This is a genomic window from Stenotrophomonas maltophilia group sp. msm4 (assembly GCF_032025605.1).
GTDB classification, from domain to species: Bacteria; Pseudomonadota; Gammaproteobacteria; order Xanthomonadales; family Xanthomonadaceae; genus Stenotrophomonas; species Stenotrophomonas sepilia.
Genome location: NZ_JAVSKK010000001.1, coordinates 308,385 through 332,357, shown reverse-complemented (window position 1 = coordinate 332,357; position 23,973 = coordinate 308,385). Strand labels below are relative to the sequence as shown.

Here is a 23,973-nt window from a genome sequence, read left to right as displayed (position 1 = left end):
CACCGGTTCCCTGCGCTTCTCGGTGAATCAGGGGACGGCGCCGAACTCGCTGCGCTCAGACATCGGCGCCTCTTCGCCCCTGTTTCACCTGCGATGCTCGGCTCGCTCATGGCGGACCTGAACATCAAAAGCCACAGCTGCACCCAGTAGATCCACGCCATGCGTGGATGCATCTGTGCGATGCGCTGCGCGCCCCGTTCAGAACGGCTTGGCCAGCACCAGCCACACGATCGGAATGAACGCCAGCAGCGGGATCTCGTTGATCCAGCGCAGCGCGCGCGACGACGGCAGCGCCCTGCCCTTGGCCACGCCCTTCAACAGACGGCCGATCCAGCTGAAATACACCAGCAGCACCACCACCAGGCCCAGCTTGGCGTGCAGCCAGCCAGCGCCGCCCGGCGCGACCATGGTCGGGAAATCCGGGATGACCTTGTAGCCCAGCCACAGCACCAGGCCCAGCACAAAGGCCAGGCCGAACATCGAGTGGCCGAAACGGTACAGGCGCAGGCCCATCAGCTGCAGGCGCTCGGTCACCGCCGGCTGGCCTGCGGTCTCGGCCAGGTTGACCAGGATGCGCGGCAGGTAGAACACCGTGGCCATCCACGCCACCACGAATACGATGTGGAAGGTCTTGACCCAGTAGTAGCTCTGCATGCGCTCGCTCCGGCGGCTGGCGTAGATGGGCGCCCATTGTCGCAGTAGAGCCACCTCCTGGGTGGCTGCCGCGTCCAATCGCCGCATCAGGACAGCCACGCATGGCGTGGCTCTACTGCGGGTCCGCCACACCCGGGGGCGCAACACCGTACGATAGGCGCCGTTTTCCCCGAACGCGCACCGCCCCATGGACAAGACCTACGACGCCGCCTACTTCCAACGCTGGTACCGCCGCGCCGACATCGGCGGCAGCGCCCGCCTGGCGCGCAAGGTGGCCCTGGCGGTGGCCAGTGCCGAGTACTACCTGGAACGACCGATCCGCAGTGTGCTGGACATCGGCTGCGGCGAAGGCGCCTGGCGTGCGCCGCTGCTGAAGCTGCGTCCGAAGGTCGAATACCTGGGCTTCGACAGCAGCGAGTACGCTGTGCGCCGCTACGGCCGCACCCGCAACCTGCACCTGGCCCGCTTCGGCGACTTCGCCTGGCTGCGGCCCTGCGCGCCGGTCGACCTGCTGGTGTGTTCGGACGTGATGCACTACGTGCCCGACCGCGAGCTGCGCGCCGGCCTGTCCGGCGTGGCCGAGCTGACCGGCGGTGTGGCCTTCCTGGAGACCTTCGCCGCCGAGGACGCGTTCGAAGGCGACCACGACGGCTTCCAGGCCCGCCCAGCACGCTGGTATCGGCGGACGCTGGCCCGGCACGGCCTGCAGCCGGTCGGGTCGCACTGCTGGCTCGGCCCCGCCCTGGCAGGCGATGCCGCCGCGCTGGAACGGATGTGAATCCAGATTCATTATTTTCAGCCAACTTAACCTGCGGGACACCCGGATGGGATATGCTGCGCGGCAACATATGACCATACATATTCGGTCGTCATGCTCTATCAACTGCACGAACTGACCCGCAACCTGCTCGCCCCCTGGGTGCACCAGGCCCAGGCCAACGCCAGATTCTTCGCCAACCCGGGCCACTGGTGGTCGCAGATGCCCGGCGCCGATCGCCTGGCGGCGGTCAATGAGCTGTTCCACCGCATCGGCAAGGATTACGAGAAGCCCGAGTGGGGCATCAACGAAATCGAGGTCGACGGCGAGCGCGTGCCGATCGTCGTGCACGAGGAAGTGAGCAAGCCGTTCTGCAAGCTGCTGCGCTTCAAGCGCCACAGCAATGAAGCCGAACAGCTGCACACCATGCTCAACCAGCCGTTCGTGCTGGTCGTGGCACCGCTGTCCGGGCACCACGCCACGTTGCTGCGCGATACCGTGCGCACGCTGCTGCGCGACCACCGTGTGTACGTCACCGACTGGGTGGACGCGCGCATGGTGCCGGCCAACGAAGGCGAGTTTGGCCTGGACGATTACATCGCCTACATCCAGGAGTTCATCCGCCATCTGGGCGTCGAACGCCTGCACGTGGTCAGCGTGTGCCAGCCGACGGTACCGGTGCTGGCCGCGGTTTCACTGATGGCCAGCCGTGGCGAGCCGACACCGCGCACCCTGGTGATGATGGGCGGCCCGATCGATGCACGCTGCAGCCCGACCGCAGTGAACAACCTGGCCACGCAGAACCCGCTGTCGTGGTTCGAGAACAACGTCATCCACACCGTGCCGGCCAGCTATCCCGGCGCCGGCCGCCGCGTGTATCCGGGCTTCCTGCAGCACGCCGGCTTCCTGTCGATGAACCCCAGCCGCCACTTCAGTTCGCACTGGGATTTCTACACCGACCTGGTCAAGGGCGACCTGGAAGACGCCGACGCGCACCGTCGCTTCTACGACGAGTACAACGCGGTGCTGGACATGCCGGCCAAGTACTACCTGGATACCATCCGCGTGGTGTTCCAGGACTTCCTGCTGCCGCGTGGCGAGTGGGTGGTCAATGGCGAGAAGGTCGATCCGTCGGCGATCCGCGATACCGCGCTGCTGAGCATCGAGGGCGAACTGGACGACATCGCCGGCCTCGGCCAGACCGAAGCAGCGCAGGCGCTGTGCACCGGCATTGCTGCTGACCGCCGCGAGCATTTCATCGTCGAAGGCGCCGGCCACTACGGCATCTTCAGCGGCCGTCGCTGGCGCGAAGTGGTGTACCCGAAGGTCCGCGACTTCTTCGCTGCGCATGCCGAGGCACCGGCGGCAAAGGCCACGAAGAAGAAGAGCAACGTCACTCCGTTGCGGCGAAAGGCGGGGTAACTCGCCGCGGTGGGGTCGGATCCCTTTCCAACGGAAAGAGCTCTGACCCAGCATGATGGGATCCGGGGTCAGAGCCCTGTTCTGCGAACAGGGATCCGACCCCTGGCCTGTTACAACCGCACCAGCAGGTTCTTGGCAATCAGCCCGTGCAGCTTGCCGATGCCCCGTGCCAGGTGCATCGTCAACAGCAGCAGCAGCACGCCCACGGCTGCGATCACGATGCCCACCAGCGGCGAGGCGGCCATCGGCAGCACGTTCACGCCATCGACGTAGACACCCGGAATGTCACCGCTGAACAGCGCGGCCACCGGCGCCCAGATGAACCCCAGTGACAGCGACAGCAGCGTCACCGCGATGGTGAAGTAGACCACGCCCAACGGCAGCATCAGCACGAAGTACAGCAGGGTCAGCCAGGTACGGCCATCGGTGAACATGTCGCCGATGCGCTGCAGCCACGTGCGGCTACGGTCGGTGTAGCGCGGACGGCGCGGCATGCGCTCGCCCAGCAATGCTTCCACCAGCCGCCCTTCCAGCAGCGCCAGCCCGCGCACCGAGCCGAAGAACAGCACGGTCAGCGGAATCCCGACGATCAGGATCAACAGGCCGAGCGAGAGCGACAGGCCGGTCACCACCCAGGTGAAGAAGAAGATGCCGGTGGCCAGCGACAGCAGCATGTAGAACAGCGCGCCATAGGTATGCGGATCGGCCACCACGCCGAAGAAGCGCGCCAGCAGTGAGCGTTGCACTGGCGCCGGCGGCGGCGCAGCCGGTTCGACGCCGCTGGCTTCGGCGGCGGCACGCAGTACCGGCGCGGTATCCGCACGCGGCGTACGCAGCGCGCGGTTCACCGTCACTTCGGTCTCGCGGTAGATGTCGGCCACTTCGTCCGGCGCGCCATAGCTGCCGGCAACATCGGCGATCACCTCGGCCTCGCTGCGGCCGGGCTGTGCTGCCAGCTCCGAACGCAGGTATTCCTCGGCGTCGTACAGCGCGTCCTGCACCATCGCCGGATCGGCGCCCTCCAGCGCCGCGCGCAGCTGCGCCAGGTACTGCGGAATGGTGGTGGGCAGGGCACGGCCTGCCAGGCTCGGGTCGTTCATTGCGGTACCCCCTCCAACACGGAATCGACGGAATCACGGGTGGCCTGCCACGCTTGGCGCCACTGCGCCAGCACCTCGCGGCCACGTTCATTGATGCGGTAGTAGCGTCGCGGCGGCCCGCTGCTGGACGGCTCCACATGGCTTTCCAGCAGGCCGGCGCCCTCCAGGTTGCGCAGCACCGGGTACAGCGCACTCTGCTTGCCGCTCAGCACGCCCTCGCCCACCCGCTCCAGCTCCTTGGCAATGAGGTAGCCGTACAGCGGCTCCCCGGCCCGGGCCAGCACCGCCAGCAGGGCCAGCGACACCGTTCCGGCGCTGAGCTCCTTCTGGAACTTCTTCAGGTGGACATGGTCCTCGGACATGACCGGCCCTCCACTACGTTGAAGTCCACAGTAGTGCGAAGTTCGGTATAGCGAATGTGTCGTTAGTCACTCTGCCGGTTGGCGAGGGTCGGGTGACCACTTGGCCGGCAGGGCATTGGCTTGCTTGTCTCTCTGCGAGTCGCGGCATACCGTCGCTTTTCCAACAGCGTAGCGGCTGATCCAGCTCCTGCGAGCACGACGATCCCGGGACTATCCACTTATGACTGAGTTTTATTATTGCGACTTCTGGTTTGGCGCAAAGAAGTCCGCCCGAAACATAATCAGTGAATCCGAGGCCGAAGCGAGACATGAGAGCCAGGCCCGCTACACGGTTCTCGTTGGCTCCCCCACCGCGCCATCAGCGATTATCGATGTGCTGTTGGACAAAGACATGATTGGCGTCGACTTTCTGGATGAACATCTAAGGGAGCGCCTGACGTATCAGTTCCAGCAGGTAGCACCGGGAAATCTGTTCCTGAGCATGGCGGTACATAGAACGTTCGATGAGAAGAGTGACAGCATTGCCGAAGGGACCAGCTACCTTTTCAATGAAGATGGTCGGCTTACGATAACCAGGGAGAATTTCTCGCCTCATCATCTGGAAGAGTCTTCAACTACGCACGATCCGACAGGCAACTATGAACCTGTTCCTGTCTTCGGCCATTACTCCGGTCTAATTGCAGAAGAAAGATAGGCGTTGATGCCAGGCCGATTGGATCGGCCAAGAGGCGGCGCGCAGGCTGACGCAAATGCCCCGCATGTCACTTGGCGATACGGTATCTCGTCGCGCAGAATCGAAGCCTCGTTCATGTTCCGGGGTTCCCATGCCGCACCGTCGTCGCCTTGCCCTGACCGCCCTTGCCCTCGCCTGCCTGCTGCCCGCCATGGCCAGCGCGGCCACGCCCTACCGCAGCCCGCAGCAGATTCTCGACGCCTCGGCGGCCAGCGACTGGCGCACCCCGGACCCGGCCAATCTGCTGTACATGGACCTGCCGGCCGGTCGGGTCATCATCGAGCTGGCACCGCAGTTCGCCCCGCACCATGTCGCCAACATCCAGACCTTCGCCCACGAGCATTTCTGGGACGGCACCAGCATCTACCGTTCGCAGGACAACTTCGTGGTGCAGTTCGGCGATGCCGACGCCGATGACGCAGCCAAGGCCAAGCCGTTCGGCAGTGCCGCGCGCAAGCTGCCGGCCGAGTTCGAGCGCGCCAGCGCCGGCCTGAAGGTCAGCGTGCTGCCGGACCGCGATGGCTGGGCCGCGCAGACCGGATTCGTCGACGGCTTCCCGGTCGGCCAGGACCCGCAGGCCGGCAAGACCTGGCTGGCGCACTGCTACGGCATGCTCGGTGCCGGCCGCAGCAACGAGGAAGACAGCAGCATCGGCGCCGAACTGTACGTGGTGACCGGGCAGTCACCGCGCCAGCTCGACCGCAACATCACGCTGGTTGGTCGCGTGCTGAAGGGCATGGAGCTGCTCAGCGCAACGCCGCGCGGACCGGCGCCGATGGGCTTCTACACCGACCCGAAGCTGCGTACGCCGATCATGTCGATCCGCCGCGCCAGCGATGTGCCGGCGGCCGAGCGCACGCCGATCCAGGTACTGCGTACCGACTCGAAGACCTTTGCCGATACGGTGGAGGCGCGGCGCAACCGCGTGGATGATTTCTACAAGCGCCCGGCGGGGCATATCGACCTCTGCAATATTCCGGTGCCGGTGAAGTAACGCCGTCGCGGATTCTGCGCGAGGCGCGTGCTGAAGGGGCTTCATTGTTCATGGGCGTCACTTTTCTTTTCGCGCGAAAAGAAAAGTAACCAAAAGAAACGCGCCGCCGGGTCGCGAGCCGCCGTGCTTCGCACGCCGGTCCCCTGCGCTTCTCGGTGAATCAGGGGACGGTGCCGAACTCGCTGCGCTCAGACATCGGCACCTCTTCGCCCCTGATTCCCCTGCGATGCTCGGCTCGCTCAAGGCGGACCCAGTTCAAAGGCCACAGCTGCACCCAGTAGATCCACGCCATGCGTGGATGCTCTTGCTGTTGATCTTGACCTTCCAGTCCGCCTTGAGCGAGCCGAGCACCGCAGGTCCGGCGAGGGCGAAGAGGCGCGGGTGTCTGAGCGCAGCGAGTTCCCGCGCCGTCCCTCGACGGGCGGAGGAGCGCAGGGCACCGGTGCGCAGCACCGGCTCGCGGCCGGCGGAACGTTTCTTTTGGTTACTTTTCTTTGCGTACAAAGAAAAGTAACGCCCATGAACAGTGAAGCACCTTCAGCACGTGCCACGTGCAAAAAACGTCTCAGCCCTTCTGACTCACCGCCACGCTACCCAGAATCAACACACCCGCAATCAACATCTGCACCGTCACCGCCTCCCCCAGGAACAACCACGCAAACGCCGCGCCGAACAGCGGAATCAGGTAGGTCACCGTCGACGCACGCGACGGGCCGATACGGCCGATCAGGCGATAGAACATCAGGAACGCCAGCCCGGTGCAGGCCACGCCGAGGGCGATCGCCGCGCCCCAGGCCTTGGCCGGAATCGCCGCCTGCGGCCAGTGGCTGACCGCCATCGGCAGCATCCACAGCGAGGCGCACGACAGCGTTGCCGCCGCGGCGGCGGCCGACGGCAACCCGGTCATGTGCCGCTTCACCAGGTTCACGCCCAGGCCGTACAGCAGCGATGCCGCCGCACCGGCCAGCACTGCGGTGCCGATGCTCAGGCCGGAAACCTTGGCCGTGGCCAGCACCACCACGCCGGCGAAGCCGACCAGCAGCGCCCCGGCACGGCGCATGCCGATCTTCTCGCCGAAGAACAGGAACGCGATCAGCGCGGCGAACAGCACCGTCATCGCATTGCAGATCGCACCGATCGCAGCCGGCGCCTGCTCGGCGGCATAGGCAAACAGCACGAACGGCAGCGCCGAATTGATCAGGCCGATCGGCGCCAGCCACAGCCAGCGGCGCGGCGGGAACTGCGCGCGGGCGCGCCACAGGAACGGCAGCAGCACCAGCGCGCCCAGCGCCAGCCGCACCTCGACCAGCGCGAATGGGCCGAACGACGGCACCGCCACCCGCATGAACAGGAACGAGCAGCCCCAGATGGCGCCCAGCAGGGTCAATTCCAGCGGCGTGCGCCAGTCGCGCTCGGCCGCCTGTGGGATCGCATTCATGTCCTGCCTCCGTCCATCGTCTGTTCCTCGCCAAGGCAGACAGGATCAGGCGCAGACGCCCGCCGCACAAGCGCGTAGTATCGCTGTCAGCCACAAATATGGTTTGAGGCTCGACATGCTGCTCCGTCCTTCCCTGCTCCCCGCACTGGCCGTGTTCGCGGTCGCCGCACGCCACCAGAATTTCGCCCAGGCCGCGCAGGAGCTGCACCTGACCGCCAGCGCGGTCAGTCACCACGTGCGCCGCCTGGAAGAAGTACTTGAAGTTCGCCTGTTCCTGCGCCACGCCCGCGGCGTGCGCCTGACCGCCGAGGGCCGGCAGCTGGCCGACGCCGCCAGCGCCGCGTTCACCGATGTCGCGGCGGTGGCCCATCACCTGCAACCGGATGCCGACAGCGTGCCGCTGCGGATCACCACGCTGCGCTCGCTCTCGTACTGCTGGCTGCTGCCGCGACTGCCACGCTTCACCCAGGCCTATCCACACATCCGCATCGAGCTGCACACCGGCAGCGGGCTGGACCGCTACGACGACAACGGACCGGAAGTCGGCATCCGCTACGGGCTGGGCCAATGGCCGGGCCTGCGTGCACAGCACCTGATGGATGACTTCCTGTTCCCGGTGGCCTCACCGGCGCTGGCCGGGGTCGAAGCACTGGTTGATCCGGCGCGCATCGCCGGCCTGCCGCTGCTGACCGACCTGTCTCCTCAGGGCTGGCGTGACTGGTTCCGCCACGCCGGTGTGCGCCCACCGTCGCCCCTGCCGCCGATGCACACGTTCGCCGACAGCACCGACGCGATGCGTGCGGCGGTGTATGGCATGGGCGCGGTGCTGGCGCGCACCCACATCGCCCAGCCCTACCTGCAGCGCTACGAGGTGGTGCGCCTGCCCGGTCCGGCATTGAAGGCACGCTATGCCTACCACGTGGTGCACGCAGAAGGGCAACCGCCGAGCCCGGCCGCGCGCCTGTTCATCGACTGGTTGCTGGAACAGGCGCAGGACGAGCGCACGCCGATCCCGGCATTGCCGGACAGCCTGCTCGGGCGGCCGGCGACGCACGCCTGACTGCGCCCTCACCCGTTCTTTGCCTCACGCTGGCTAGGCTGCTGGCGAACCCACAACGTACCTATGCCATGGCCATGCTGCGACTGCGCATCACCGGAACCGAAGACGACGCCCGCGCCATCAGCGACCTGCTGCTCGGCCTGGACGGCATCGAACATGTCGAGGAAACCGACGACCTGATGCCGCATATGGACGACGACGATTCCAGTTCGGCCGGGCTGTCCGATGACATCGGCCCGGGCATCCACGAGTTGGAAGTGGAAGTCGGCAATGAAAGCACCGCGCAGAAGGTGCGCGATGCGGTGCAGGAACTGGCGCTGGAGCTGGATGTGTTCGTCGAGTACGAGACCGACGAGGGCTGATGCCGGCTGACGGCCGGCATCAGCCTTCACCTCAGCGGTTGGGCGGTAGCTTGCGGCGGCGACGCCACCATGCCCGCACACCCCAGGCCGCGATCAAGGCCAGCACCGCCACCGGCAGCAGTGCGGCCGCAGCGCGGATCAGGAACGAGATGCTGGTGCTGAGGATGCCGCCCGACTCGCTCAGCGCCTCACCGATCTCGCTGCGGCTGCGCTGGCCAGAGGTGGTGTCGAAGTGGATCGCCACCAGCTGGGTATCGATGCGCCGGCGCTGCTGCGCAGCATCCTTGTTGGCCTGCTCGACACCCGCCTCGATCTCCGACAGGCGCGTGGTGATCGCCATCAGGTCTTCGATCTTCAGGTCCTTGCGGTCCTGGTAGGACAGCAGGCGGGCGTGCTCCTTTTCAAGCCGTGCCTTGGTCAATGCCGTGTCGGCCACCGCCTGCGCGAGATCCTCGGCGCGCGTATTGCGCGACTGCAGCTTGCCGCCTTCACCAGCCATCGCGATCAGCGGCTCGGTACCCTTCGGCGCGACGCGCACCTTGACCTCGCCGCTGGGCTGCTCGCCGCCGTGCTGCTCGACCTGCAACACTGCACAGTCGCCGAACTTCGCGCTCTGGCAGGCCTGAGCGATCTGCTGGATGCGCGGTGCTATCTGCGCCGCTTCCAGCTGCACCTGCACGTCATGTTCGTAGGCCAGGAAGGCGCCTTCCGGCGAAGCGATGGCAGCCTCGGCGGCCGTGGCGCCCGCATCCCCCACCATGTCGCCCTGCTTGGCGCAGGCGCCCAGCGCCAGCAGCAGTACCGGCAGCGCCGCCCTGCGCGTCCACGCTCGCACCGGCCTCACAGTGCCGCTCCGTCGTAGGAGGTCACCGAAAGGCCCGCCAGATCGACCTGCGGCACGCAGCGCACGTTCACCGCCACCATCGGTGTGCCGGTACGCGGATCGACCGCTTCGCTGTAGGGCGCGATACCGCATTCGCGGCAGTGGTGGTGGTCGATGTGGGCCTTGTTGAAGTGGTAGGTGGCCACGTCAGCCGGATCGGTGGCCAGCTGGAACGCCGCACGCGGGGCGAACCACAGCAGGCTGCCGCGACGCCGGCACATCGAACAGTTGCAGTCGATGACGTCGCTGATCGGCGCCTCGGCCTGCACGGTGAATGCGATCCTGCCGCAATGGCAGCTTCCCTGGTATTCCATGTCCTGCGCTCCTTTGGAGGGTCCTTGAATCGGCCCATGGTAATCCTATGGCACGGGGACAAAGCAGCAACGGGGCCCTATGCTCAGGGTTTGACCCCGTACAGGAATGCCGATGCGCCCGCATCTTCTTGCCCTCGCCCTGGTCGCCGCGCTGGCCGGTTGCCAGCCGGCCGACGCCCCGACCAACGCTTCCACCCCGGCCGCCAGCCAGCAGGCCGGTGACGCGGCGGTCGATGCCGCCTTCGCCGATCTGTCCAAGCGCGCCATGGACACCTGGATGCAGCTGTCGCCGGTCAGCGCCACCCAGATCGGTGACCACCGCTACGACAGCGAGCTGGACGACCTGAGCGCCGCCGGCCAGCAGAAGACCGTGGCCGCCTACAAGGCGCTGCTGGGCGAGCTGGACAAGATCGAAGTGGCCAAGCTGGGCCGCGAGAACCAGGTGGACGCGGCGATCCTGCGCAACCAGCTGCAGTCGGAAATCTGGAACGCTGAAGTGCTGCAGTCCGGCAAGTGGGACCCGCAGCTGTACAACGGCATCGCCGGCAGCGCGATCTACGGCCTGATGGCGCGCGAGTTCGCACCGCTGCCGGAGCGCCTGAAGGCGGCCACCGCGCGCATGGAAAAGCTGCCGGCGATCTTCGCCCAGGCGCGCGAGAACCTGGATCCGGCCCGCGTGCCGAAGATCCATGCCGAGACCGTTGCCAAGCAGAACAAGGGCATCCTCAGCATCGTCGATACCTTCATCACCCCGCACATCGGCGAACTGCCGCAGGCCGACCAGCAGCGCCTGCAGGCGGCCATCGACGGCCTGAAGAAGGCCGTGGACGAGCAGCAGACCTGGCTGGACAAGACCCTGGTGCCGAACGCCAAGGGCGACTTCCGCATCGGTGCGGAGAAGTACGACCAGAAGCTGAAATTCGCGCTGAGCTCCTCGCTGTCTCGCCAGGAGATCGGTGAGCGTGCGCGCGCCGAACTCAAGCGCGTGCGCGAGGACATGTACGGTATCGCGCAGACCGTGCTGAAGGACAAGCCGGGTGCGCCGGAGATGCCGGCCCAGCCGACCGACGAGCAGCAGCAGAAGGCGATCGAGGCCGCGCTGGAACTGGCCTACGCCGACAAGCCGGCACGCGACAAGGTTGTTGACGATGCCAAGGCCGCGCTGGAGCAGTCCACCGCGTTCGTGCGCGAGCACGATCTGATGACGCTGCCCGATGCGCCGGTGGACATCATCCTGATGCCGGAATTCCAGCGTGGCGTGGCCGTGGCCTACTGCGATTCGCCGGGCCCGCTGGACAAGAACCTGAAGACCTTCTACGCCGTGTCGCCGATTCCGGACGACTGGAGCGAGAAGCAGGTCGACTCGTTCCTGCGTGAGTACAACTCGCGCATGATCCACCTGCTCAGCATCCATGAAGGTACTCCGGGCCATTACCTGGAAGGCTGGCACTCGGCCAAGTTCCCCTCGACCCTGCGTGCGGTGCTGCGTTCGGGCCTGTTCGCCGAAGGCTGGGCGGTCTACACCGAGCGCATGATGCAGGAGCAGGGTTACCTCAACAATGATCCGCTGTTCCACCTGGTGCAGCTGAAGTTCTACCTGCGCACCATCTCCAACGCGATCCTCGACCAGGGCGTGCACGTGGACAACTGGGATCGCGAAAAGGCGATGCACCTGATGACCCACGACGCGTTCCAGCAGGAAAGCGAAGCGGCCGGCAAGTGGGTGCGCGCGCAGCTGACGTCGGCACAGCTGCCGACCTACTTCGTCGGTGCGCAGGAACACTTCGACACCCGCAAGGCAGTGCAGGAGAAGCTGGGCGACAAGTTCAACCTGAAGGCGTACCACGACCAGGTGCTGTCCTACGGCGCGCCGCCGGTGCGTTTCGCCCGCCAGCTGATGCTGGACCAGCCAATCGAGTGATCGGGACGGTGTGAGACGAAGCGGAGCGGCCCGGGGAAACCCGGGCCGCTTTCTTTGTTCGCCCCGGCTTGGGCTGCTGCCGGATCAGAGCAGATGGATGTACATTTTCTTTGAGCCCAGCCGCAGATCCACAAAGTACTCGGCACCACAACCACGACAGGCTGCAGGGCAATCCTCATCGCTGCCCCGCTCGTTTTCCAATGAGCCAGCCACGACCGGGTATCCGCACTCGAAACAGTTGAAAGCCACATGGTTGCCATGCGGATCAGCAGGGATCTGGTCACCCTCACCGTCCATCACCAGGAAATCCGTGATTCTCATTTCCACTCCCTCCCGCTGAATTGAGGACGAAAGACGAGCCGAACATCTAGCGTCAGTTGTGCAAAAGCAACGCGCGGATTGCACCACAGCGTGGCGCTTTACGTCCGCATCAGATCTCGATGCGTCGAAGCAGTTCCCTGGGCTCCGCCTCCGTGCCCCGTTCAAAAAGCCTTGAAGCAATCACTGCTCCGCAGCCACGAAACCACCGGTCTGTCGCGCCCACAAGCGCGCGTACAGGCCACCGGCCGCAATCAGTTCGGCATGGCTGCCGGTCTCGACGATGCGGCCCTGGTCCATCACCACCAGCCGGTCCATGCGCGCGATGGTCGACAACCGGTGCGCGATTGCGATCACCGTCTTGCCGCCCATCAGCTCATCCAGGCTGTCCTGGATCGCCGCTTCGACTTCCGAGTCCAGTGCCGAGGTCGCTTCGTCCAGCACCAGGATCGGCGCATCCTTCAGCAGCACGCGGGCAATGGCGATGCGCTGGCGCTGGCCACCGGACAGCTTCACGCCGCGCTCGCCGACATGCGCGTCGTAGCCACGGCGCCCCTGCCCGTCCACCAGCGTATCGATGAAGGCCTCGGCACGCGCCTTGGCTACGGCAGCACGCAGCTGCTCCTCGGTCGCATCGGGGCGGCCGTACAGCAGGTTGTCGCGGATCGAGCGATGCAGCAGCGAAGTGTCCTGGGTGACCACGCCGATCTGCTGGCGCAGGCTTTCCTGGGTGACGTAGGCGATGTCCTGGCCGTCGATCAGGATGCGGCCGCTTTCCAGGTCGTACAGGCGCAGCAGCACGTTCACCAGGGTCGACTTGCCGGCACCGGAAGGACCGACCAGGCCGATCTTCTCGCCCGGCTTCACCACCAGGTCGAGGCCGGCGATCACGCCGCCCTTCTTGCCGTAATGGAAGTGGATGTCCTGGAACTGCACGCCACCGCGGGTCACCTGCAGCGGCACCGCGTCCCTGCGGTCCTGCACGGTCAGCGGCTGGGCGATGGTGGTGATGCCATCCTGCACCGTGCCGATGTCCTCGAAAATGCCGTTGATGGTCCACATGATCCAGCCGGACATGTTGTGGATGCGGATCACCAGGCCGGTCGCCAGGGTGATCGCGCCCACGGTGATATGGCCACCATTCCACAGCCACAGCGCGAGCCCACAGGTACCGGCAATCAGGAAACCGTTGACGATGGCGATGGTCAGGTCCATGCCGGTGGTCACCCGGGTCTGCGCGCGGTGCTTGACCGCCAGTTCCTGGATCGACTCGGCCACGTAGGCCTGCTCGCGCCCGCCATGGGCGAACAGCTTCAGCGTGGGAATGTTGGTGTAGCCATCGACGATGCGGCCCATTGCCTTGGAGCGCGCTTCGGACGCAATCCAGGCCCGTTCCTTCCCGCGCGGCACGAAGTAGACCATGATCACCGCATAGGCGAGCAGCCACAGGACCAGCGGCACCATCAACCGCCAGTCCGCCTGCGCGAACAGGTACAGCGCCGTGCCGGTATAGACCACGATGTACCAGAGCGAATCGACCATCTGTACCGCCGACTCGCGCAGCGAGGTACCGGTCTGCATGACCCGGTTGGCGACACTGCCGGCGAAGTCGTTCTGGAAGAAGCTCAGGCTCTGCCGAACCACGTAGTTGTGCATCAGCCAGCGCGAGCGGTTGCTCAGGCCGGGCACGATCGCCTGGTTGACCAGCAGGTTGTGCAGGCCCACCAGGATCGGCCGCGCGATGACCGTGATGAACAGCATCCAGCCCAGTTCATTGGCGTGGCGCTTGAAGAAATCGGCACCGGGCTGCTCGGCGACCATGTCGACGATGCGGCCCAGGTAGTCGAACATGGCCACTTCCACCAGCGCCAGCAGCAGACCGGCAATCAGGGTCGCCAGCAGCACCGGCCAGACCGGGCGCAGGTAGTGCAGGTAGAACGGCAGCACCTTGCGCGGTGGCATGCGCCCATCCACGGGCGGGAAAACCGGGATCAGGGATTCAAACCAACGGAACATCGCATTCCCTCGCCATCAATAGCCGGCGGAGTATCCCACGCCGGATGTGTACGCCGGCCGACGATGCCGTGGCGCCGGTAGTGCCGGCCGCCGGCCGGCAACCTCGCGACGTTTCCAGGGATCATGAGGTTGCCGGCCAGCGGCCGGCGCTACCCTCATTCTTTGACCGGGGTGAACAGCAGGTCCTGGAAATCGAAACTGAAATCGGTCAGGTCGGAAATCGGCTGCATGCGCACCTCGCGTACCTTGCCGTCCGGGTCCAGGCTGAAGTTCACGAAGGCGTCGGCGTTGAGCGAACGGTCGTCCCAGCGCACGATGAAGGTGTCGTGCTGCCAGTGCTCCAGGCGCCCGCTCAGCTGCGCGGTCTTCGCAAAGCGCAGGCGCAGACCCTTGCCTTCGGCGCTGATCTGCATGTCGCCATACCAGCGGTCACGGAAGCTGCCGGTGTAGCCGGCCAGCGCCAGCGATGGCCTGCTGCCCTTGTCGCGTGCGCTCTGGTGCTTGGCCCAGGCCTCGTCGGCCTTGTCCTGACCCTTGGCCACGGCCTTGGCATAGGCGTCCACCCAATCGTGCTTTTCTCCGCCCAGGTAAGCGTCAAGCACGCTCAGGGTGATCGCATTGAACGCCGCACCCACTTCCTGGTTGGTCAGCACCACCACGCCCAGCTTCTCGCCTGGCACCAGGGTCAACCGCGAGACCATGCCCGGCCAGCCACCGGTGTGCCAGACCAGCTTCTGCCCGCGGTAGTCGCTCAGGCTCCAGCCTTCGCCATAGCCGGCGAAGTTGGCCCGCGCCGGTGCCAGCTCCGGCACGCTCGGCGCCGGGATCGACTGCGGGGTGATCATCCGCCACATCTGCTGCTGGCTCTTCTCGCTGAACAACGGCGTGCCGTCAGCCAGCTTGCCTTCTGCCAGCTGCACCTGCATCCAGCGCGCCATGTCGTGCGCGCTGGAATAGATGCCACCGGCGCCGGCATTGTTCGACCAGGTCAGCGGTGCAACGGTGCGCAGGTCCTTGAAATCGTACTTGGCGTGGCCGACCGCCGCCTTGTCACCTGGCTTCAGGTGGTCGGCGTTGTAGCGCGTGCCGGCCATCCCCACCTTGTCGAAGATGCGCGTCTGCAGGAACTGCTGGTAGCTCATGCCGGACACGCGCTCGATCACCTGTTGGGCGACCGCGTACAGGATATTGTCGTAGGCATAGCTTTCGCGGAAGCCGCCCTTCAGCGGCACCCTGCCCAGTCGCTCCACCACTTCGGCGTTGCTGTAGGAGGTAGCCGGCCAGAACAGCAGGTCACCGGCGCCCAGGCTCAGCCCGCTGCGATGCGACAGCAGGTCGCGGATCGTCATCTGCCCGGTCACGAACGGATCGGACATGCGGAACGACGGCAGGTGGTCGATCACCTTGTCATCCATCTTCAGCTTGCCGTCCTCGGCCAGCAGGTTCAGCGAGGTGGCGGTGAACGCCTTGGTATTGGAAGCGATGGCAAACAGGGTGTCGGCCTGCACCGGTTCCGGCTTGCCCTGCTCGCGCACGCCCCAGCCACGTTCCAGCACCACCTGGCCGTCCTTGACCACGGCCACGGCGATGCCGGGCACGTCGAACTGCGTGCGCACGCGCTCGACGGTCGCATCCAGGTCCTGCAGCTGCTGCGGGGTCGCCGCATTGGCCATGGTCGTGCACGCCAGCAGCACGGCTCCTCCGATCCAGGGTTTCATCGAGCACCATCTCCGAACAGGGGTCGCGGCCATGTGCAGGCCGTCACCGGGGTTTCGCAGGATGGTAACGGTCGCCGATGCACCCTGCCCCGTGCCATAGGAGGGGTGTCATGGGCGGGAACGGCCAACCAAGCAACGGCTCCACCATCATTCCGTGCCTGCGCTACCGCGACGCGCTGGCCGCCATCGACTGGCTGCAACGGGCCTTCGGCTTCCATGCCCAGGCCGTGCATGCCGATGGCGATACGGTTTTCCATGCCCAGCTCACCTTCGGCAACGGCATGATCATGCTCGGCTCGGCCAACAACCAGAGCGCGTGGAGCGAACACGCGGTCCTGCCCGGAGAAGTCGGCGGCCGCCAGACCCAGAGTGCCTGCGTGATCGTCACCGATGTCGATGCGCACTATGCGCGGGCCAAGGCGGCTGGAGCGCGCATCGTCATCGACATTGCCGACCAGGACTACGGCGGCCGCGGCTATGCCTGTGCCGATCCTGAAGGCTACCTGTGGTGGTTCGGCAGCTACGACCCCTGGCGCGAGGACCACAGCCAGTGACCGCTGCCGGCCAGATGGCGATCCGCTGCGGTATTGGCGGCTGGGTGTTTCCCGAGTGGCGCGGCGGCATGTTCTATCCGGTGGGACTGCCGCAGCGCGAGGAACTGGCCCATGCCAGCCGCGCCCTGCGCTGCATCGAGATCAACGGCACCTTCTACCGCACGCCGACTGCGGCCCAGTGCGCGCAGTGGGCCGCGCAGACGCCGGAAGGCTTCCGTTTCTCGATGAAGGCGCCACGCTACCTGGTGCAGCGCCGCGACCTGGCCAGCACCGTGGAAGCGGCCACGCCGTTCCTGCAGGCGGCACTTGCGCTCGGTGACCGGCTCGGCCCGCTGCTGTGGCAGTTCGATCCGTACCATCCGGCCGACGCCGATGCATTGGAAGCGCTCATGGCGCAGCTGCCGAAGCAGCTCGAGGGCGTGCCGTTGCAGCACGCTCTGGAAGTGCGCAACGCCGAGGCACATGGACCGGCTCTGGTCGCCGCCGCGCGCCGCCACGGCGTGGCGCTGGTGATCGAGGACAGCGACGAGGCGCCATTGCATGGCGATGTCAGTGCGGGCTTCGTCTACGCGCGGATCAAGCGCAGCCAGGCCCGCTTGAACGAGGGCCTGCCTGCGTCCGTGCAGCAGCGTTGGGCTGAACGCGCACGACGCTGGTCACGCGGCGAGCCGGTGGACGACCTGCCCTGCCTGGCCGCGCCCGCCCCGGAAACCCCGCGCGAGGTCTACCTGCTGTGCATCGGTGCCGGCAAGGCCCGCAACCCGGCCGCAGCGATGGCCCTGCAGCGCCTCATCGACGGCGCCAGCGGTCCAGCCCCCACAGCAGGGTCCACCCCACCACGAACACGCCCGCAACGCGCAGCACGTTGAGCAGGAAGGCCGCCAGCCCCAGGCGTTGCAGTTCGAGGAACGGATACGGCGCCTGTCCGGTCATTGCAGCGACCAGCATCGCCCAGCCGAGGTAGACCAGTGGTACCAGCAGCACACCGCCCAGCGCGCGCCAGCGCAGCGCCCCATGCGGCAGCAGCCACCACCACCCCAGCAGATACAGCGCCGGCACAGCGTAGTGCAGGCCGGCATCGACCCACCATTGCAGCCCGGTGGGCTGCCACAGCCCCTGCAACGCCAGCACGTAGATGCACGCGGTCACCCCGATGCACAACGCGATCACCGCGGCGACAGTCGTGTCCAGCACACCCGCACGGATCAGCCTGACGCATCCCAGGCACACCGCCAGGTTACTGAGAATCGTGAAGTAACCAACGAAGCGCAGTGTCGCCATGCCGACCCCGGCAGCCGCCCCGGGGCCGCGTAGCAGCAACAGGTATTGCAGCAGCAACGCGGTGGCGGCCACCAGTGCAGTCAGTGCTGCCCATGCACGCAGGGCGGAGCGGTTGGCAGCCATTGCAGGGTTCCCCTGAGGAGTTTCCGCGAGCATGCCACAGGCGTCGCCGGCGACCATACGATTGCCTCACAATAGGCCGATGAGCACACCCGACACCCGCAAAGCGCTGTGGCAGATCCATTTCTGTGTCCTGCTGTGGGGCATCACGGCCATCCTCGGCAAGCTGATCACCCTGCCCGCACTGCCGCTGGTGTGGTGGCGCATGCTGCTGGTGACGGCGATGCTGGCCCTGCTGCCGCGGGTCTGGCGCGGGTTGCGCACCCTGCCCCCGCGGCTGGTCGCCGGCTACGCCGGTATCGGCGCGCTGGTCGCCCTGCACTGGCTGACGTTCTACGGCGCGGTGAAGCTGGCCAATGCCTCGGTGGCTGCCACCTGCATCGCACTGGCACCGGTGTTCACCTCGATCATCGAGCCGTGGGTGGCCAAGCGGCCGTTCCAGCTGCGTGAGCTGGCGTTTGGCCTGGCGGTGCTGCCGGGTGTTGCGCTGGTGGTCGGTGGCGTGCCCGATGGCATGCGCCTGGGTGTGTTGATCGGCGCGATCTCGGCGCTGCTGGTGGCGGTGTTCGGTTCGCTCAACAAGCGCATGGTCAGCCATGCCGATCCGCTCACGGTCACCGCGCTGGAGCTGGGTGCCGGCACCCTCACCCTGACCCTGCTGGCGCCGCTGATGCCCTATCTGCTGCCGGCGCTGGCCAGCCCGCTGTGGGTGGTCCCGAATCTGCACGACGGGATCCTGCTGCTGGTGCTGGCCGGGTTCTGCACGCTGCTGCCGTTCGCCCTGGCCCTGGTCGCGCTGCGCCACCTGAGTGCCTACACGGTGCAGCTGGTGACCAACCTGGAGCCGGTCTATGCGGTGGTACTGGCGGTGGTGCTGCTGCGCGAGCAGCACGAAGTCACCCCGTGGTTCTACCTGGGCGTGGCGATCATCGTCGGCGCGGTGTTCCTGCATCCGCTGCTGAACCGCCGCAAGCCGGTGCAGCATCCGGAAATCCTCGGCACGGCCGAAGCGCGCAACATCGCCGATTGAGTGCATCCACGCATGGCGTGGATGGCCGCATCAGCGCTGCGGCCAATGCCAGGCCGGCGCATCCAGCAGGCCCTGCCCGCTCAACAGCGTGCGGCCCTGTTCCTTGTACAGATGCAGCGAATGGCACCCTGGCGCCTGTTCCAACGCCGCGATCAGCCGGCTGGCGTGCGACACCACCCATACCTGGCTGCGCGCACTGGCTGCGATGATGAGCCGCGCCAGCGCCGGCAGCAGGTCCGGGTGCAGGCTGGTCTCCGGTTCGTTGAGCACCATCAGCGGCGGTGGGCGTGGTGTGTGCAGCGCCGCCGCCAGCAGCAGGAAGCGCAGCGTGCCGTCGGAGAGCTCGGCCATCGACAATGGCCGCAGCAACCCAGGTTGGTGGAAGCGCAGCGCCAGGCGTCCATCCAGCGCCTCAAAATCGACCGTGGCGCCCGGGAACGCGTCGTCGACGCTGCGTGCCAACGCAACCGGGTCGCCGATCTCGAGGATGGTCACCCAGGCCGCCGCCAGGTCCCGGCCATCGTGATGCAGCACCGGCGTGCGCGTGGCCATCGCCGGTTGCCGCGCCGGGGCATCGCCATCGCTGCGGAAATGGTCATAGAAGCGCCAGCAACGGATGTACTCACGCAGGGTGATCGTTTCGGGCATGCGCTGCGGATCGCCGACCTGGGTGAACAGGCTGTCGAACAGCGACAACCGGTCATCCACCAGATCCCAACCGCGCGCATGGCGCTGCCGCACCATCGCCCCGCGACGATCGACCAGCTGGTTGGCGCTGCGCAGGAACGGCCCCGCCCAGATCGCCTCGGCCTTGATCTGCGGGTCCAGCGCAAACGCCGAACGGCTGGGCGGCGGGTAGCCGAGATCGATGGCGTAGCCGAATTCGTCGGTGGTGAAGCCGAGCTTCAATCCCACCGATTCCTGGCGTGGGCCACCCTGCAAGGGGATTTCGCCGGCAGCAACCCGACGGTCTATTTTTTCCGGGCCCGCCCACAGCGCCGAGCCCAGCCCACCTTCGCGGGCCAGCACCGCCGCGACGCCGCCCTGCGCGGTCTCGGCCAGCAGGCGCAGCGCGCGGTAGAGGCTGGACTTGCCAGTGCCATTGTCGCCGGTCACCACATTCAACTGCTGCAGCGGCAATACCAACCCGTGCAGCGAGCGATAGTGGGCGATGGCCAGGGTCTGCAACATGGTCGGCTTCCGGGAAAACAGGGCGTCATGCTGCCCGCTCTTGATCGCAGGCGCTGCGACGCGATGTGAATCGGGAAGAGCATCCACGCATGGCGTGGATCTACCGGACGGGGCGCTTCAGCCCGCCACTTCCACCCGGTTGCGGCCATTGCCCTTGGCCCGGTACAGCGCCTTGTCGGCACGTGCCAGCGTGTCGTCCACGCTTTCACCGGGCTGGTGCTGGGCGATGCCGATACTGATCGTGACCGGGAAGCCCAGTGGCAGGTCGGCCACGGCCAGGCGCAGGAACTCGCACTGAAGTTCGGCGGTGCGCAGGTCGGTTGCGGGCATCACTGCCACGAACTCCTCGCCGCCATAGCGCGCCGCCATGCCACGGCCGGCAAAGTGCGACCGCAGCAGCGCGCCCAGTTCGGCCAGCACGCGGTCGCCGGTGGCGTGGCCCTGGAAGTCGTTGATGTGCTTGAAATGATCGATGTCCAGCAGCGCAACGCAGGCCTCAGCGGGCTGCTCCCCGGTCATCGCCACGGCCTCGTCCAGCGCCGCTGCCATCGCGCGGCGGTTCGGCAGGCCGGTCAGCGCATCAGTGCGGCTCTGCTCGGCCAGGTCGGCGTTCTGCGCCAGCAGCACGTCGTGGTACTCCGACAGCAGGCGCTCATAATCATCGCGTTCCAGCATGTGGTTCTGGATGTCGAGCGCGAAACGGCGCAACTCCATCACCAGCATCACCTGCCGCGACAGTGCGGCCAGCGCCTCGGCCTTGTCGCTGGCCAGGTGTTGCGGCTGTGCGTCGAACACGCACAGCGTACCCAGCGGCAAGCCGTCGGAGCTGATCAGCGGCGCGCCGGCATAGAAGCGGATGTGCGGATCGCCGACCACCACCGGATTGTCGTGGAAGCGCACATCCTGCAGCGCATCCTCGACCACCATGATCTGCTGCGGCTGCAGGATGGCATGGCCACACATCGATTCGCTGCGCAGGTTTTCCGCCGCATCGATGCCCTGGATCGACTTGAACCATTGCCGTTCGACATCGATCAGGGTCACCGCCGCCATCGAGGTGCCGCAGACCGCCTTGGCGATCACCACTAGGTCGTCGAAGGATTTTTCACGCTCCGAATCGAGGATGCGGTAGCGGTACAGCGCCTCGAGCCGAAGGGCTTCGTTGGCGGGCTTGTCGGGCTTGATCATGCAACGTCACGTTCCGGCAGGTCACCGCGAAGTCTAGCGGAAGCCGGTGCGCAATCCGCATGGCAGGTCGTGCCGGCCGTTGGCCGGCATCCCGGATACCTCGCGCGCCCATTGCAGCCGGCCAGCGGCGGGCACTACCAGTCCAGCTGCTTCGGCAGCAGGCCCTGCAGCTCCTGCTCGGTCAGGTTGCGCCACTGGCCCGGCTTCAGCGCGCCAATCTTGATGTTGTCGATGCGCACGCGGCGCAGCTGGGTCACGCGATAGCCGAACTCGGCGGCCATCAGGCGGATCTGCCGGTTCAGGCCCTGCTGCAGGGTGATGCGGAAACCGAACTTGGCGATGCGCGAAGTCTTGCATGGCAGCGTCATCTGGTCGTGGATGCGCACACCACGCGCCATGCCGCGCAGGAACTCATCGGTGACCGGCTTGTTGACCGCCACCAGGTACTCCTTCTGGTGGCCATTCTCGGCACGCAGGATCTGGTTGACGATGTCGCCGTTGCTGGTCATCAGGATCAGGCCTTCGGAGTCCTTGTCGAGGCGGCCGATCGGGAAGATGCGCTGTTCATGGCCGACGAAGTCGACGATGTTGCCCTTGACCGACGTCTCGGTGGTGCAGGTGACGCCGACCGGCTTGTTCAGCGCGATGTAGACGTGGCGGCGGGCGCCGGGCTTGCGGGCCACGCGCGCGCGCAGTGGCTGGCCATCCACCAGCACCTGGTCTTCCTCGCCCACCACCGCGCCGGTGCCGGCCGGATGGCCGTTGACGGTGACCCGGCGGGCGGCGATCAGGCGATCGGCCTCGCGGCGGGAGCAGAAGCCGGTGTCGGCGATGTGTTTGTTGAGTCGGGTGGTCATCGCCCTATTATCCGGCATCGCCGCCCGCCGCGCTTCATGCCAGGCCGGGTGGATCGAGTTCTTCGCCGTCGAACACCCGGTTGCGGCCGGCACGCTTGGCCACGTACATGGCATGGTCGGCCCGGCGCAGCAGCGCGGCGAGATCGTCCTCGCCCGGCCGCCACTGCGCCAGGCCGATGCTGGCGGTGACCTCCAGGCCGGGCACCTGCAGCGCCCGGGCCGCCTCCGTGATGTGCCGGCGCAGGCGATCCAGGCGCGCCGACGCCGCCTCCCGCGGCATGCCCGGCATCAGCAGCAGGAACTCTTCGCCCCCCATCCGCACTACCTGGTCCTGGCTGCGTACCGCGGCACGCAATGCACGCGCCACCGCCACCAGCACCTGGTCCCCCACGGCGTGGCCATGGCGGTCATTGATGTCCTTGAACAGATCGATATCGAGGAAGCCGATCACCAGCGGGCCACGTTCGCGGTCAACCCGCTCCAGGTGGCGGGCCAGCTGCTGCAGGCCCGCACGGCGGTTGGGCAGGCCGGTCAGGCCATCGGTCTCGGCCAGCTGGCGCAGTTCATCGCGCTGCTGGCGCAGGCGACCCAGCCGCTGGTTCAGTGCGTAGGCGGCCATCATCAGCAGCCAGGTCACCGCCAGCTGCAGGGCCTCCACGCGGTATTCCAGCAACCACGCCGCGCGGCAGGCGTCGGCCAGGATCAACACCAGCATCGGCGCCAGCGCCGCCAGCCCCGCCTGCGCCCAGCGGTCACCGCGCAGCCGTGCCCACACCCCTGCCATCAACGCCAGGCCACAGCCCAGCAGATAGGACACCTGCAGGCCCTGCGCCACCCAGGCCAGGCTGTCCCATGGCAGCCAGGGCACCAGTGCAGCCAACACCAGCAATCCCCAAAGCGCCAGCAGCTGGAACGGACGCGAACGCGGCAACAGGCGATCACCGCCATTCAGCCGCCACAGCGCCGGCAGCACCAGGGCCTGCGTGGCCGCAGTCAACACCAGCAGCCACCAGGCACCGCGCTCGCCCACCGGCAACCAGGGTTCCGGATAGCCGCTGAGGCCACCGAGGATGGCCTGCCAAAGCACCAGCACGGTGGTACCGGCGATGTAGACCAGGAAACTGCGGTCGCGGGTGGTGAGGAAGGCCATCAGTGCCGACAACGCCAGTGCGATCGCCACGGCGATGCAGGCCGCGCGCACCAGCAGGCGGGCGGTATCGTTCTGCTGCACGGGACTGGGCGCGCCCAGCCGAAGGGTGGGTACCCAACGCGCCTTCAACGGCGTCTGCCACGACACCAGGAATGGATCGTGACTGCCCGCTTGCGGCACCGCCACCAGCCCGATGCCTGCGCGGAAGCGTGAGTCTCGGGTACGGGCATCGTGCATGTTGCCGCAGATCTCGCGATCGCCATACTGCACGCGGACTTCGCCAGCGAACACATTGAACACGTCCAGGGCCTGCGGTTGCCCCGACCAGCCGCCCGGCGGCGCAGGCACCTGCACCTGCTGCCGGTGACCGGCCAGCATGTCCGGCGTGCATGCGCGATGTGGAGTGGGTTCATCGGTGGCTGCGCCGACCAGCAGGTAATCGCGGCCGGCTTCGACGGCAGCGGCCCACAGTGGCCACGGCGTCGCCAACCACACCAGCAGCACGACCAGCACCGCCCCTGTTCCGTACTGCCACTGCCTGCCGCCCACG

The 23,973-nt window shown here is 66.7% G+C and carries 24 protein-coding genes; 10 read left to right on the top strand and 14 right to left on the bottom strand.

Features of this window, described 5'->3' with window-relative positions; translation table 11 throughout:
• Nucleotides 1-198: 198 nt before the first annotated feature.
• Nucleotides 199-654 (bottom strand): CopD family protein, encoded by a 456-nt coding sequence (locus tag ROV93_RS01560; protein WP_053497082.1) that lies wholly within the window; start codon nucleotides 652-654, stop codon nucleotides 199-201.
• 187 nt (nucleotides 655-841) lie between these two features.
• Here ROV93_RS01560 and ROV93_RS01555 point away from each other — a divergent pair, with 187 nt between their 5' ends.
• Nucleotides 842-1,432 carry a class I SAM-dependent methyltransferase gene (locus tag ROV93_RS01555; RefSeq protein WP_072166818.1) on the top strand — a complete coding sequence of 197 codons (591 nt, stop codon included), beginning with the start codon at nucleotides 842-844 and terminating at the stop codon, nucleotides 1,430-1,432.
• A gap of 93 nt (nucleotides 1,433-1,525) precedes the next feature.
• Nucleotides 1,526-2,833 (top strand): polyhydroxyalkanoate depolymerase, encoded by a 1,308-nt coding sequence (gene phaZ, locus ROV93_RS01550; protein ID WP_061480170.1) that lies wholly within the window; start codon nucleotides 1,526-1,528, stop codon nucleotides 2,831-2,833.
• Nucleotides 2,834-2,943: 110 nt separating this feature from the next.
• On the opposite strand, the gene ROV93_RS01545 is transcribed toward phaZ, so the two are convergent.
• Together ROV93_RS01545 and ROV93_RS01540 are read right to left on the bottom strand one after the other, a co-directional pair.
• On the bottom strand, nucleotides 2,944-3,933 hold the full coding sequence (locus ROV93_RS01545; RefSeq protein WP_061480675.1) for a sensor domain-containing protein: 990 nt from the start codon (nucleotides 3,931-3,933) through the stop codon (nucleotides 2,944-2,946).
• Nucleotides 3,930-4,295, bottom strand: a complete 366-nt coding sequence (locus ROV93_RS01540) for a PadR family transcriptional regulator (RefSeq protein WP_072166819.1) — start codon at nucleotides 4,293-4,295, stop codon at nucleotides 3,930-3,932. The genes ROV93_RS01545 and ROV93_RS01540 overlap by 4 nt, the downstream gene beginning before the upstream one ends.
• A gap of 220 nt (nucleotides 4,296-4,515) precedes the next feature.
• Between ROV93_RS01540 and ROV93_RS01535 the strand changes: the two genes are divergently transcribed.
• Both ROV93_RS01535 and ROV93_RS01530 read left to right on the top strand, forming a co-directional pair.
• The gene (locus tag ROV93_RS01535; RefSeq protein ID WP_072166820.1) at nucleotides 4,516-4,989 is read left to right on the top strand and encodes a hypothetical protein; all 474 of its coding nucleotides are present in this window, start codon (nucleotides 4,516-4,518) and stop codon (nucleotides 4,987-4,989) included.
• Between the two features lie 130 nt (nucleotides 4,990-5,119).
• Nucleotides 5,120-6,022: a peptidylprolyl isomerase gene (locus ROV93_RS01530; RefSeq protein WP_072166821.1), complete on the top strand. Its 903-nt coding sequence runs from the start codon at nucleotides 5,120-5,122 to the stop codon at nucleotides 6,020-6,022.
• 565 nt (nucleotides 6,023-6,587) lie between these two features.
• Here ROV93_RS01530 and ROV93_RS01525 read toward each other — a convergent pair.
• Nucleotides 6,588-7,460, bottom strand: a complete 873-nt coding sequence (locus ROV93_RS01525) for a DMT family transporter (RefSeq protein ID WP_072166822.1) — start codon at nucleotides 7,458-7,460, stop codon at nucleotides 6,588-6,590.
• Nucleotides 7,461-7,575: 115 nt separating this feature from the next.
• Here ROV93_RS01525 and ROV93_RS01520 point away from each other — a divergent pair, with 115 nt between their 5' ends.
• Together ROV93_RS01520 and ROV93_RS01515 are read left to right on the top strand one after the other, a co-directional pair.
• Complete coding sequence (locus tag ROV93_RS01520; RefSeq protein ID WP_072166823.1) at nucleotides 7,576-8,520, top strand: LysR substrate-binding domain-containing protein; 945 nt, start codon at nucleotides 7,576-7,578, stop codon at nucleotides 8,518-8,520.
• Between the two features lie 68 nt (nucleotides 8,521-8,588).
• Nucleotides 8,589-8,882, top strand: coding sequence for a hypothetical protein (locus ROV93_RS01515; RefSeq protein WP_005415831.1), 294 nt, complete (start codon nucleotides 8,589-8,591; stop codon nucleotides 8,880-8,882).
• A gap of 31 nt (nucleotides 8,883-8,913) precedes the next feature.
• On the opposite strand, the gene ROV93_RS01510 is transcribed toward ROV93_RS01515, so the two are convergent.
• Together ROV93_RS01510 and ROV93_RS01505 are read right to left on the bottom strand one after the other, a co-directional pair.
• The gene (locus ROV93_RS01510) at nucleotides 8,914-9,726 is read right to left on the bottom strand and encodes a DUF4349 domain-containing protein (RefSeq protein ID WP_072166824.1); all 813 of its coding nucleotides are present in this window, start codon (nucleotides 9,724-9,726) and stop codon (nucleotides 8,914-8,916) included.
• The gene (locus ROV93_RS01505) at nucleotides 9,723-10,079 is read right to left on the bottom strand and encodes a GFA family protein (RefSeq protein WP_072166825.1); all 357 of its coding nucleotides are present in this window, start codon (nucleotides 10,077-10,079) and stop codon (nucleotides 9,723-9,725) included. Before ROV93_RS01505 ends, ROV93_RS01510 begins: the two co-directional genes overlap by 4 nt.
• A 112-nt stretch (nucleotides 10,080-10,191) precedes the next feature.
• Here ROV93_RS01505 and ROV93_RS01500 point away from each other — a divergent pair, with 112 nt between their 5' ends.
• Entirely contained in the window at nucleotides 10,192-12,000 is a 1,809-nt protein-coding gene (locus tag ROV93_RS01500; RefSeq protein WP_072166826.1) for a DUF885 domain-containing protein, read from the top strand.
• 84 nt (nucleotides 12,001-12,084) lie between these two features.
• On the opposite strand, the gene ROV93_RS01495 is transcribed toward ROV93_RS01500, so the two are convergent.
• The 3 genes from ROV93_RS01495 to ROV93_RS01485 all read right to left on the bottom strand — a co-directional run bounded on the left by ROV93_RS01495 (nucleotide 12,085) and on the right by ROV93_RS01485 (nucleotide 16,052).
• Nucleotides 12,085-12,321 carry a hypothetical protein gene (locus ROV93_RS01495; RefSeq protein ID WP_072166827.1) on the bottom strand — a complete coding sequence of 79 codons (237 nt, stop codon included), beginning with the start codon at nucleotides 12,319-12,321 and terminating at the stop codon, nucleotides 12,085-12,087.
• Between the two features lie 180 nt (nucleotides 12,322-12,501).
• Nucleotides 12,502-14,334 carry a multidrug efflux ABC transporter SmrA gene (smrA, locus tag ROV93_RS01490; protein ID WP_312538470.1) on the bottom strand — a complete coding sequence of 611 codons (1,833 nt, stop codon included), beginning with the start codon at nucleotides 14,332-14,334 and terminating at the stop codon, nucleotides 12,502-12,504.
• 155 nt (nucleotides 14,335-14,489) lie between these two features.
• Entirely contained in the window at nucleotides 14,490-16,052 is a 1,563-nt protein-coding gene (locus ROV93_RS01485) for a serine hydrolase (protein WP_072166829.1), read from the bottom strand.
• A 110-nt stretch (nucleotides 16,053-16,162) separates the two neighbouring features.
• Between ROV93_RS01485 and ROV93_RS01480 the strand changes: the two genes are divergently transcribed.
• Complete coding sequence (locus tag ROV93_RS01480) at nucleotides 16,163-16,606, top strand: VOC family protein (protein WP_072166830.1); 444 nt, start codon at nucleotides 16,163-16,165, stop codon at nucleotides 16,604-16,606.
• On the top strand, nucleotides 16,603-17,475 hold the full coding sequence (locus tag ROV93_RS01475; protein WP_111008399.1) for a DUF72 domain-containing protein: 873 nt from the start codon (nucleotides 16,603-16,605) through the stop codon (nucleotides 17,473-17,475). Before ROV93_RS01480 ends, ROV93_RS01475 begins: the two co-directional genes overlap by 4 nt.
• On the opposite strand, the gene ROV93_RS01470 is transcribed toward ROV93_RS01475, so the two are convergent.
• A complete protein-coding gene (locus ROV93_RS01470; RefSeq protein ID WP_072166832.1) occupies nucleotides 17,396-18,010 on the bottom strand; it encodes a Pr6Pr family membrane protein in 615 nt (204 codons plus the stop codon). The genes ROV93_RS01475 and ROV93_RS01470 overlap by 80 nt on opposite strands.
• 79 nt (nucleotides 18,011-18,089) lie before the next feature.
• Here ROV93_RS01470 and ROV93_RS01465 point away from each other — a divergent pair, with 79 nt between their 5' ends.
• A complete protein-coding gene (locus ROV93_RS01465; RefSeq protein WP_005415820.1) occupies nucleotides 18,090-19,037 on the top strand; it encodes a DMT family transporter in 948 nt (315 codons plus the stop codon).
• Between the two features lie 30 nt (nucleotides 19,038-19,067).
• Here ROV93_RS01465 and ROV93_RS01460 read toward each other — a convergent pair whose 3' ends face one another.
• From ROV93_RS01460 to ROV93_RS01445, 4 genes are all read right to left on the bottom strand, one after another.
• Nucleotides 19,068-20,228, bottom strand: coding sequence for an AAA family ATPase (locus ROV93_RS01460; RefSeq protein WP_072166833.1), 1,161 nt, complete (start codon nucleotides 20,226-20,228; stop codon nucleotides 19,068-19,070).
• Between the two features lie 117 nt (nucleotides 20,229-20,345).
• Nucleotides 20,346-21,416, bottom strand: coding sequence for a sensor domain-containing diguanylate cyclase (locus ROV93_RS01455; RefSeq protein WP_005415818.1), 1,071 nt, complete (start codon nucleotides 21,414-21,416; stop codon nucleotides 20,346-20,348).
• A gap of 134 nt (nucleotides 21,417-21,550) precedes the next feature.
• Nucleotides 21,551-22,273, bottom strand: a complete 723-nt coding sequence (locus ROV93_RS01450) for a pseudouridine synthase (protein WP_019659152.1) — start codon at nucleotides 22,271-22,273, stop codon at nucleotides 21,551-21,553.
• Nucleotides 22,274-22,307: 34 nt separating this feature from the next.
• Nucleotides 22,308-23,972, bottom strand: a complete 1,665-nt coding sequence (locus tag ROV93_RS01445) for a GGDEF domain-containing protein (RefSeq protein WP_072166835.1) — start codon at nucleotides 23,970-23,972, stop codon at nucleotides 22,308-22,310.
• Nucleotide 23,973: the final 1 nt, after the last annotated feature.

Excerpts from the sequence above, each read along its gene's own strand:
- ROV93_RS01560 (WP_053497082.1), bottom strand. The coding sequence starts at position 654 with ATGCAGAGCTACTACTGGGTCAAGACCTTCCACATCGTATTCGTGGTG.
- ROV93_RS01555 (WP_072166818.1), top strand. The coding sequence starts at position 842 with ATGGACAAGACCTACGACGCCGCCTACTTCCAACGCTGGTACCGCCGC.
- phaZ (WP_061480170.1), top strand. The coding sequence starts at position 1,526 with ATGCTCTATCAACTGCACGAACTGACCCGCAACCTGCTCGCCCCCTGG.
- ROV93_RS01545 (WP_061480675.1), bottom strand. The coding sequence starts at position 3,933 with ATGAACGACCCGAGCCTGGCAGGCCGTGCCCTGCCCACCACCATTCCG.
- ROV93_RS01540 (WP_072166819.1), bottom strand. The coding sequence starts at position 4,295 with ATGTCCGAGGACCATGTCCACCTGAAGAAGTTCCAGAAGGAGCTCAGC.
- ROV93_RS01535 (WP_072166820.1), top strand. The coding sequence starts at position 4,516 with ATGACTGAGTTTTATTATTGCGACTTCTGGTTTGGCGCAAAGAAGTCC.
- ROV93_RS01530 (WP_072166821.1), top strand. The coding sequence starts at position 5,120 with ATGCCGCACCGTCGTCGCCTTGCCCTGACCGCCCTTGCCCTCGCCTGC.
- ROV93_RS01525 (WP_072166822.1), bottom strand. The coding sequence starts at position 7,460 with ATGAATGCGATCCCACAGGCGGCCGAGCGCGACTGGCGCACGCCGCTG.
- ROV93_RS01520 (WP_072166823.1), top strand. The coding sequence starts at position 7,576 with ATGCTGCTCCGTCCTTCCCTGCTCCCCGCACTGGCCGTGTTCGCGGTC.
- ROV93_RS01515 (WP_005415831.1), top strand. The coding sequence starts at position 8,589 with ATGGCCATGCTGCGACTGCGCATCACCGGAACCGAAGACGACGCCCGC.
- ROV93_RS01505 (WP_072166825.1), bottom strand. The coding sequence starts at position 10,079 with ATGGAATACCAGGGAAGCTGCCATTGCGGCAGGATCGCATTCACCGTG.
- ROV93_RS01500 (WP_072166826.1), top strand. The coding sequence starts at position 10,192 with ATGCGCCCGCATCTTCTTGCCCTCGCCCTGGTCGCCGCGCTGGCCGGT.
- ROV93_RS01495 (WP_072166827.1), bottom strand. The coding sequence starts at position 12,321 with ATGAGAATCACGGATTTCCTGGTGATGGACGGTGAGGGTGACCAGATC.
- smrA (WP_312538470.1), bottom strand. The coding sequence starts at position 14,334 with ATGTTCCGTTGGTTTGAATCCCTGATCCCGGTTTTCCCGCCCGTGGAT.
- ROV93_RS01485 (WP_072166829.1), bottom strand. The coding sequence starts at position 16,052 with ATGAAACCCTGGATCGGAGGAGCCGTGCTGCTGGCGTGCACGACCATG.
- ROV93_RS01480 (WP_072166830.1), top strand. The coding sequence starts at position 16,163 with ATGGGCGGGAACGGCCAACCAAGCAACGGCTCCACCATCATTCCGTGC.
- ROV93_RS01470 (WP_072166832.1), bottom strand. The coding sequence starts at position 18,010 with ATGGCTGCCAACCGCTCCGCCCTGCGTGCATGGGCAGCACTGACTGCA.
- ROV93_RS01465 (WP_005415820.1), top strand. The coding sequence starts at position 18,090 with ATGAGCACACCCGACACCCGCAAAGCGCTGTGGCAGATCCATTTCTGT.
- ROV93_RS01460 (WP_072166833.1), bottom strand. The coding sequence starts at position 20,228 with ATGTTGCAGACCCTGGCCATCGCCCACTATCGCTCGCTGCACGGGTTG.
- ROV93_RS01455 (WP_005415818.1), bottom strand. The coding sequence starts at position 21,416 with ATGATCAAGCCCGACAAGCCCGCCAACGAAGCCCTTCGGCTCGAGGCG.
- ROV93_RS01450 (WP_019659152.1), bottom strand. The coding sequence starts at position 22,273 with ATGACCACCCGACTCAACAAACACATCGCCGACACCGGCTTCTGCTCC.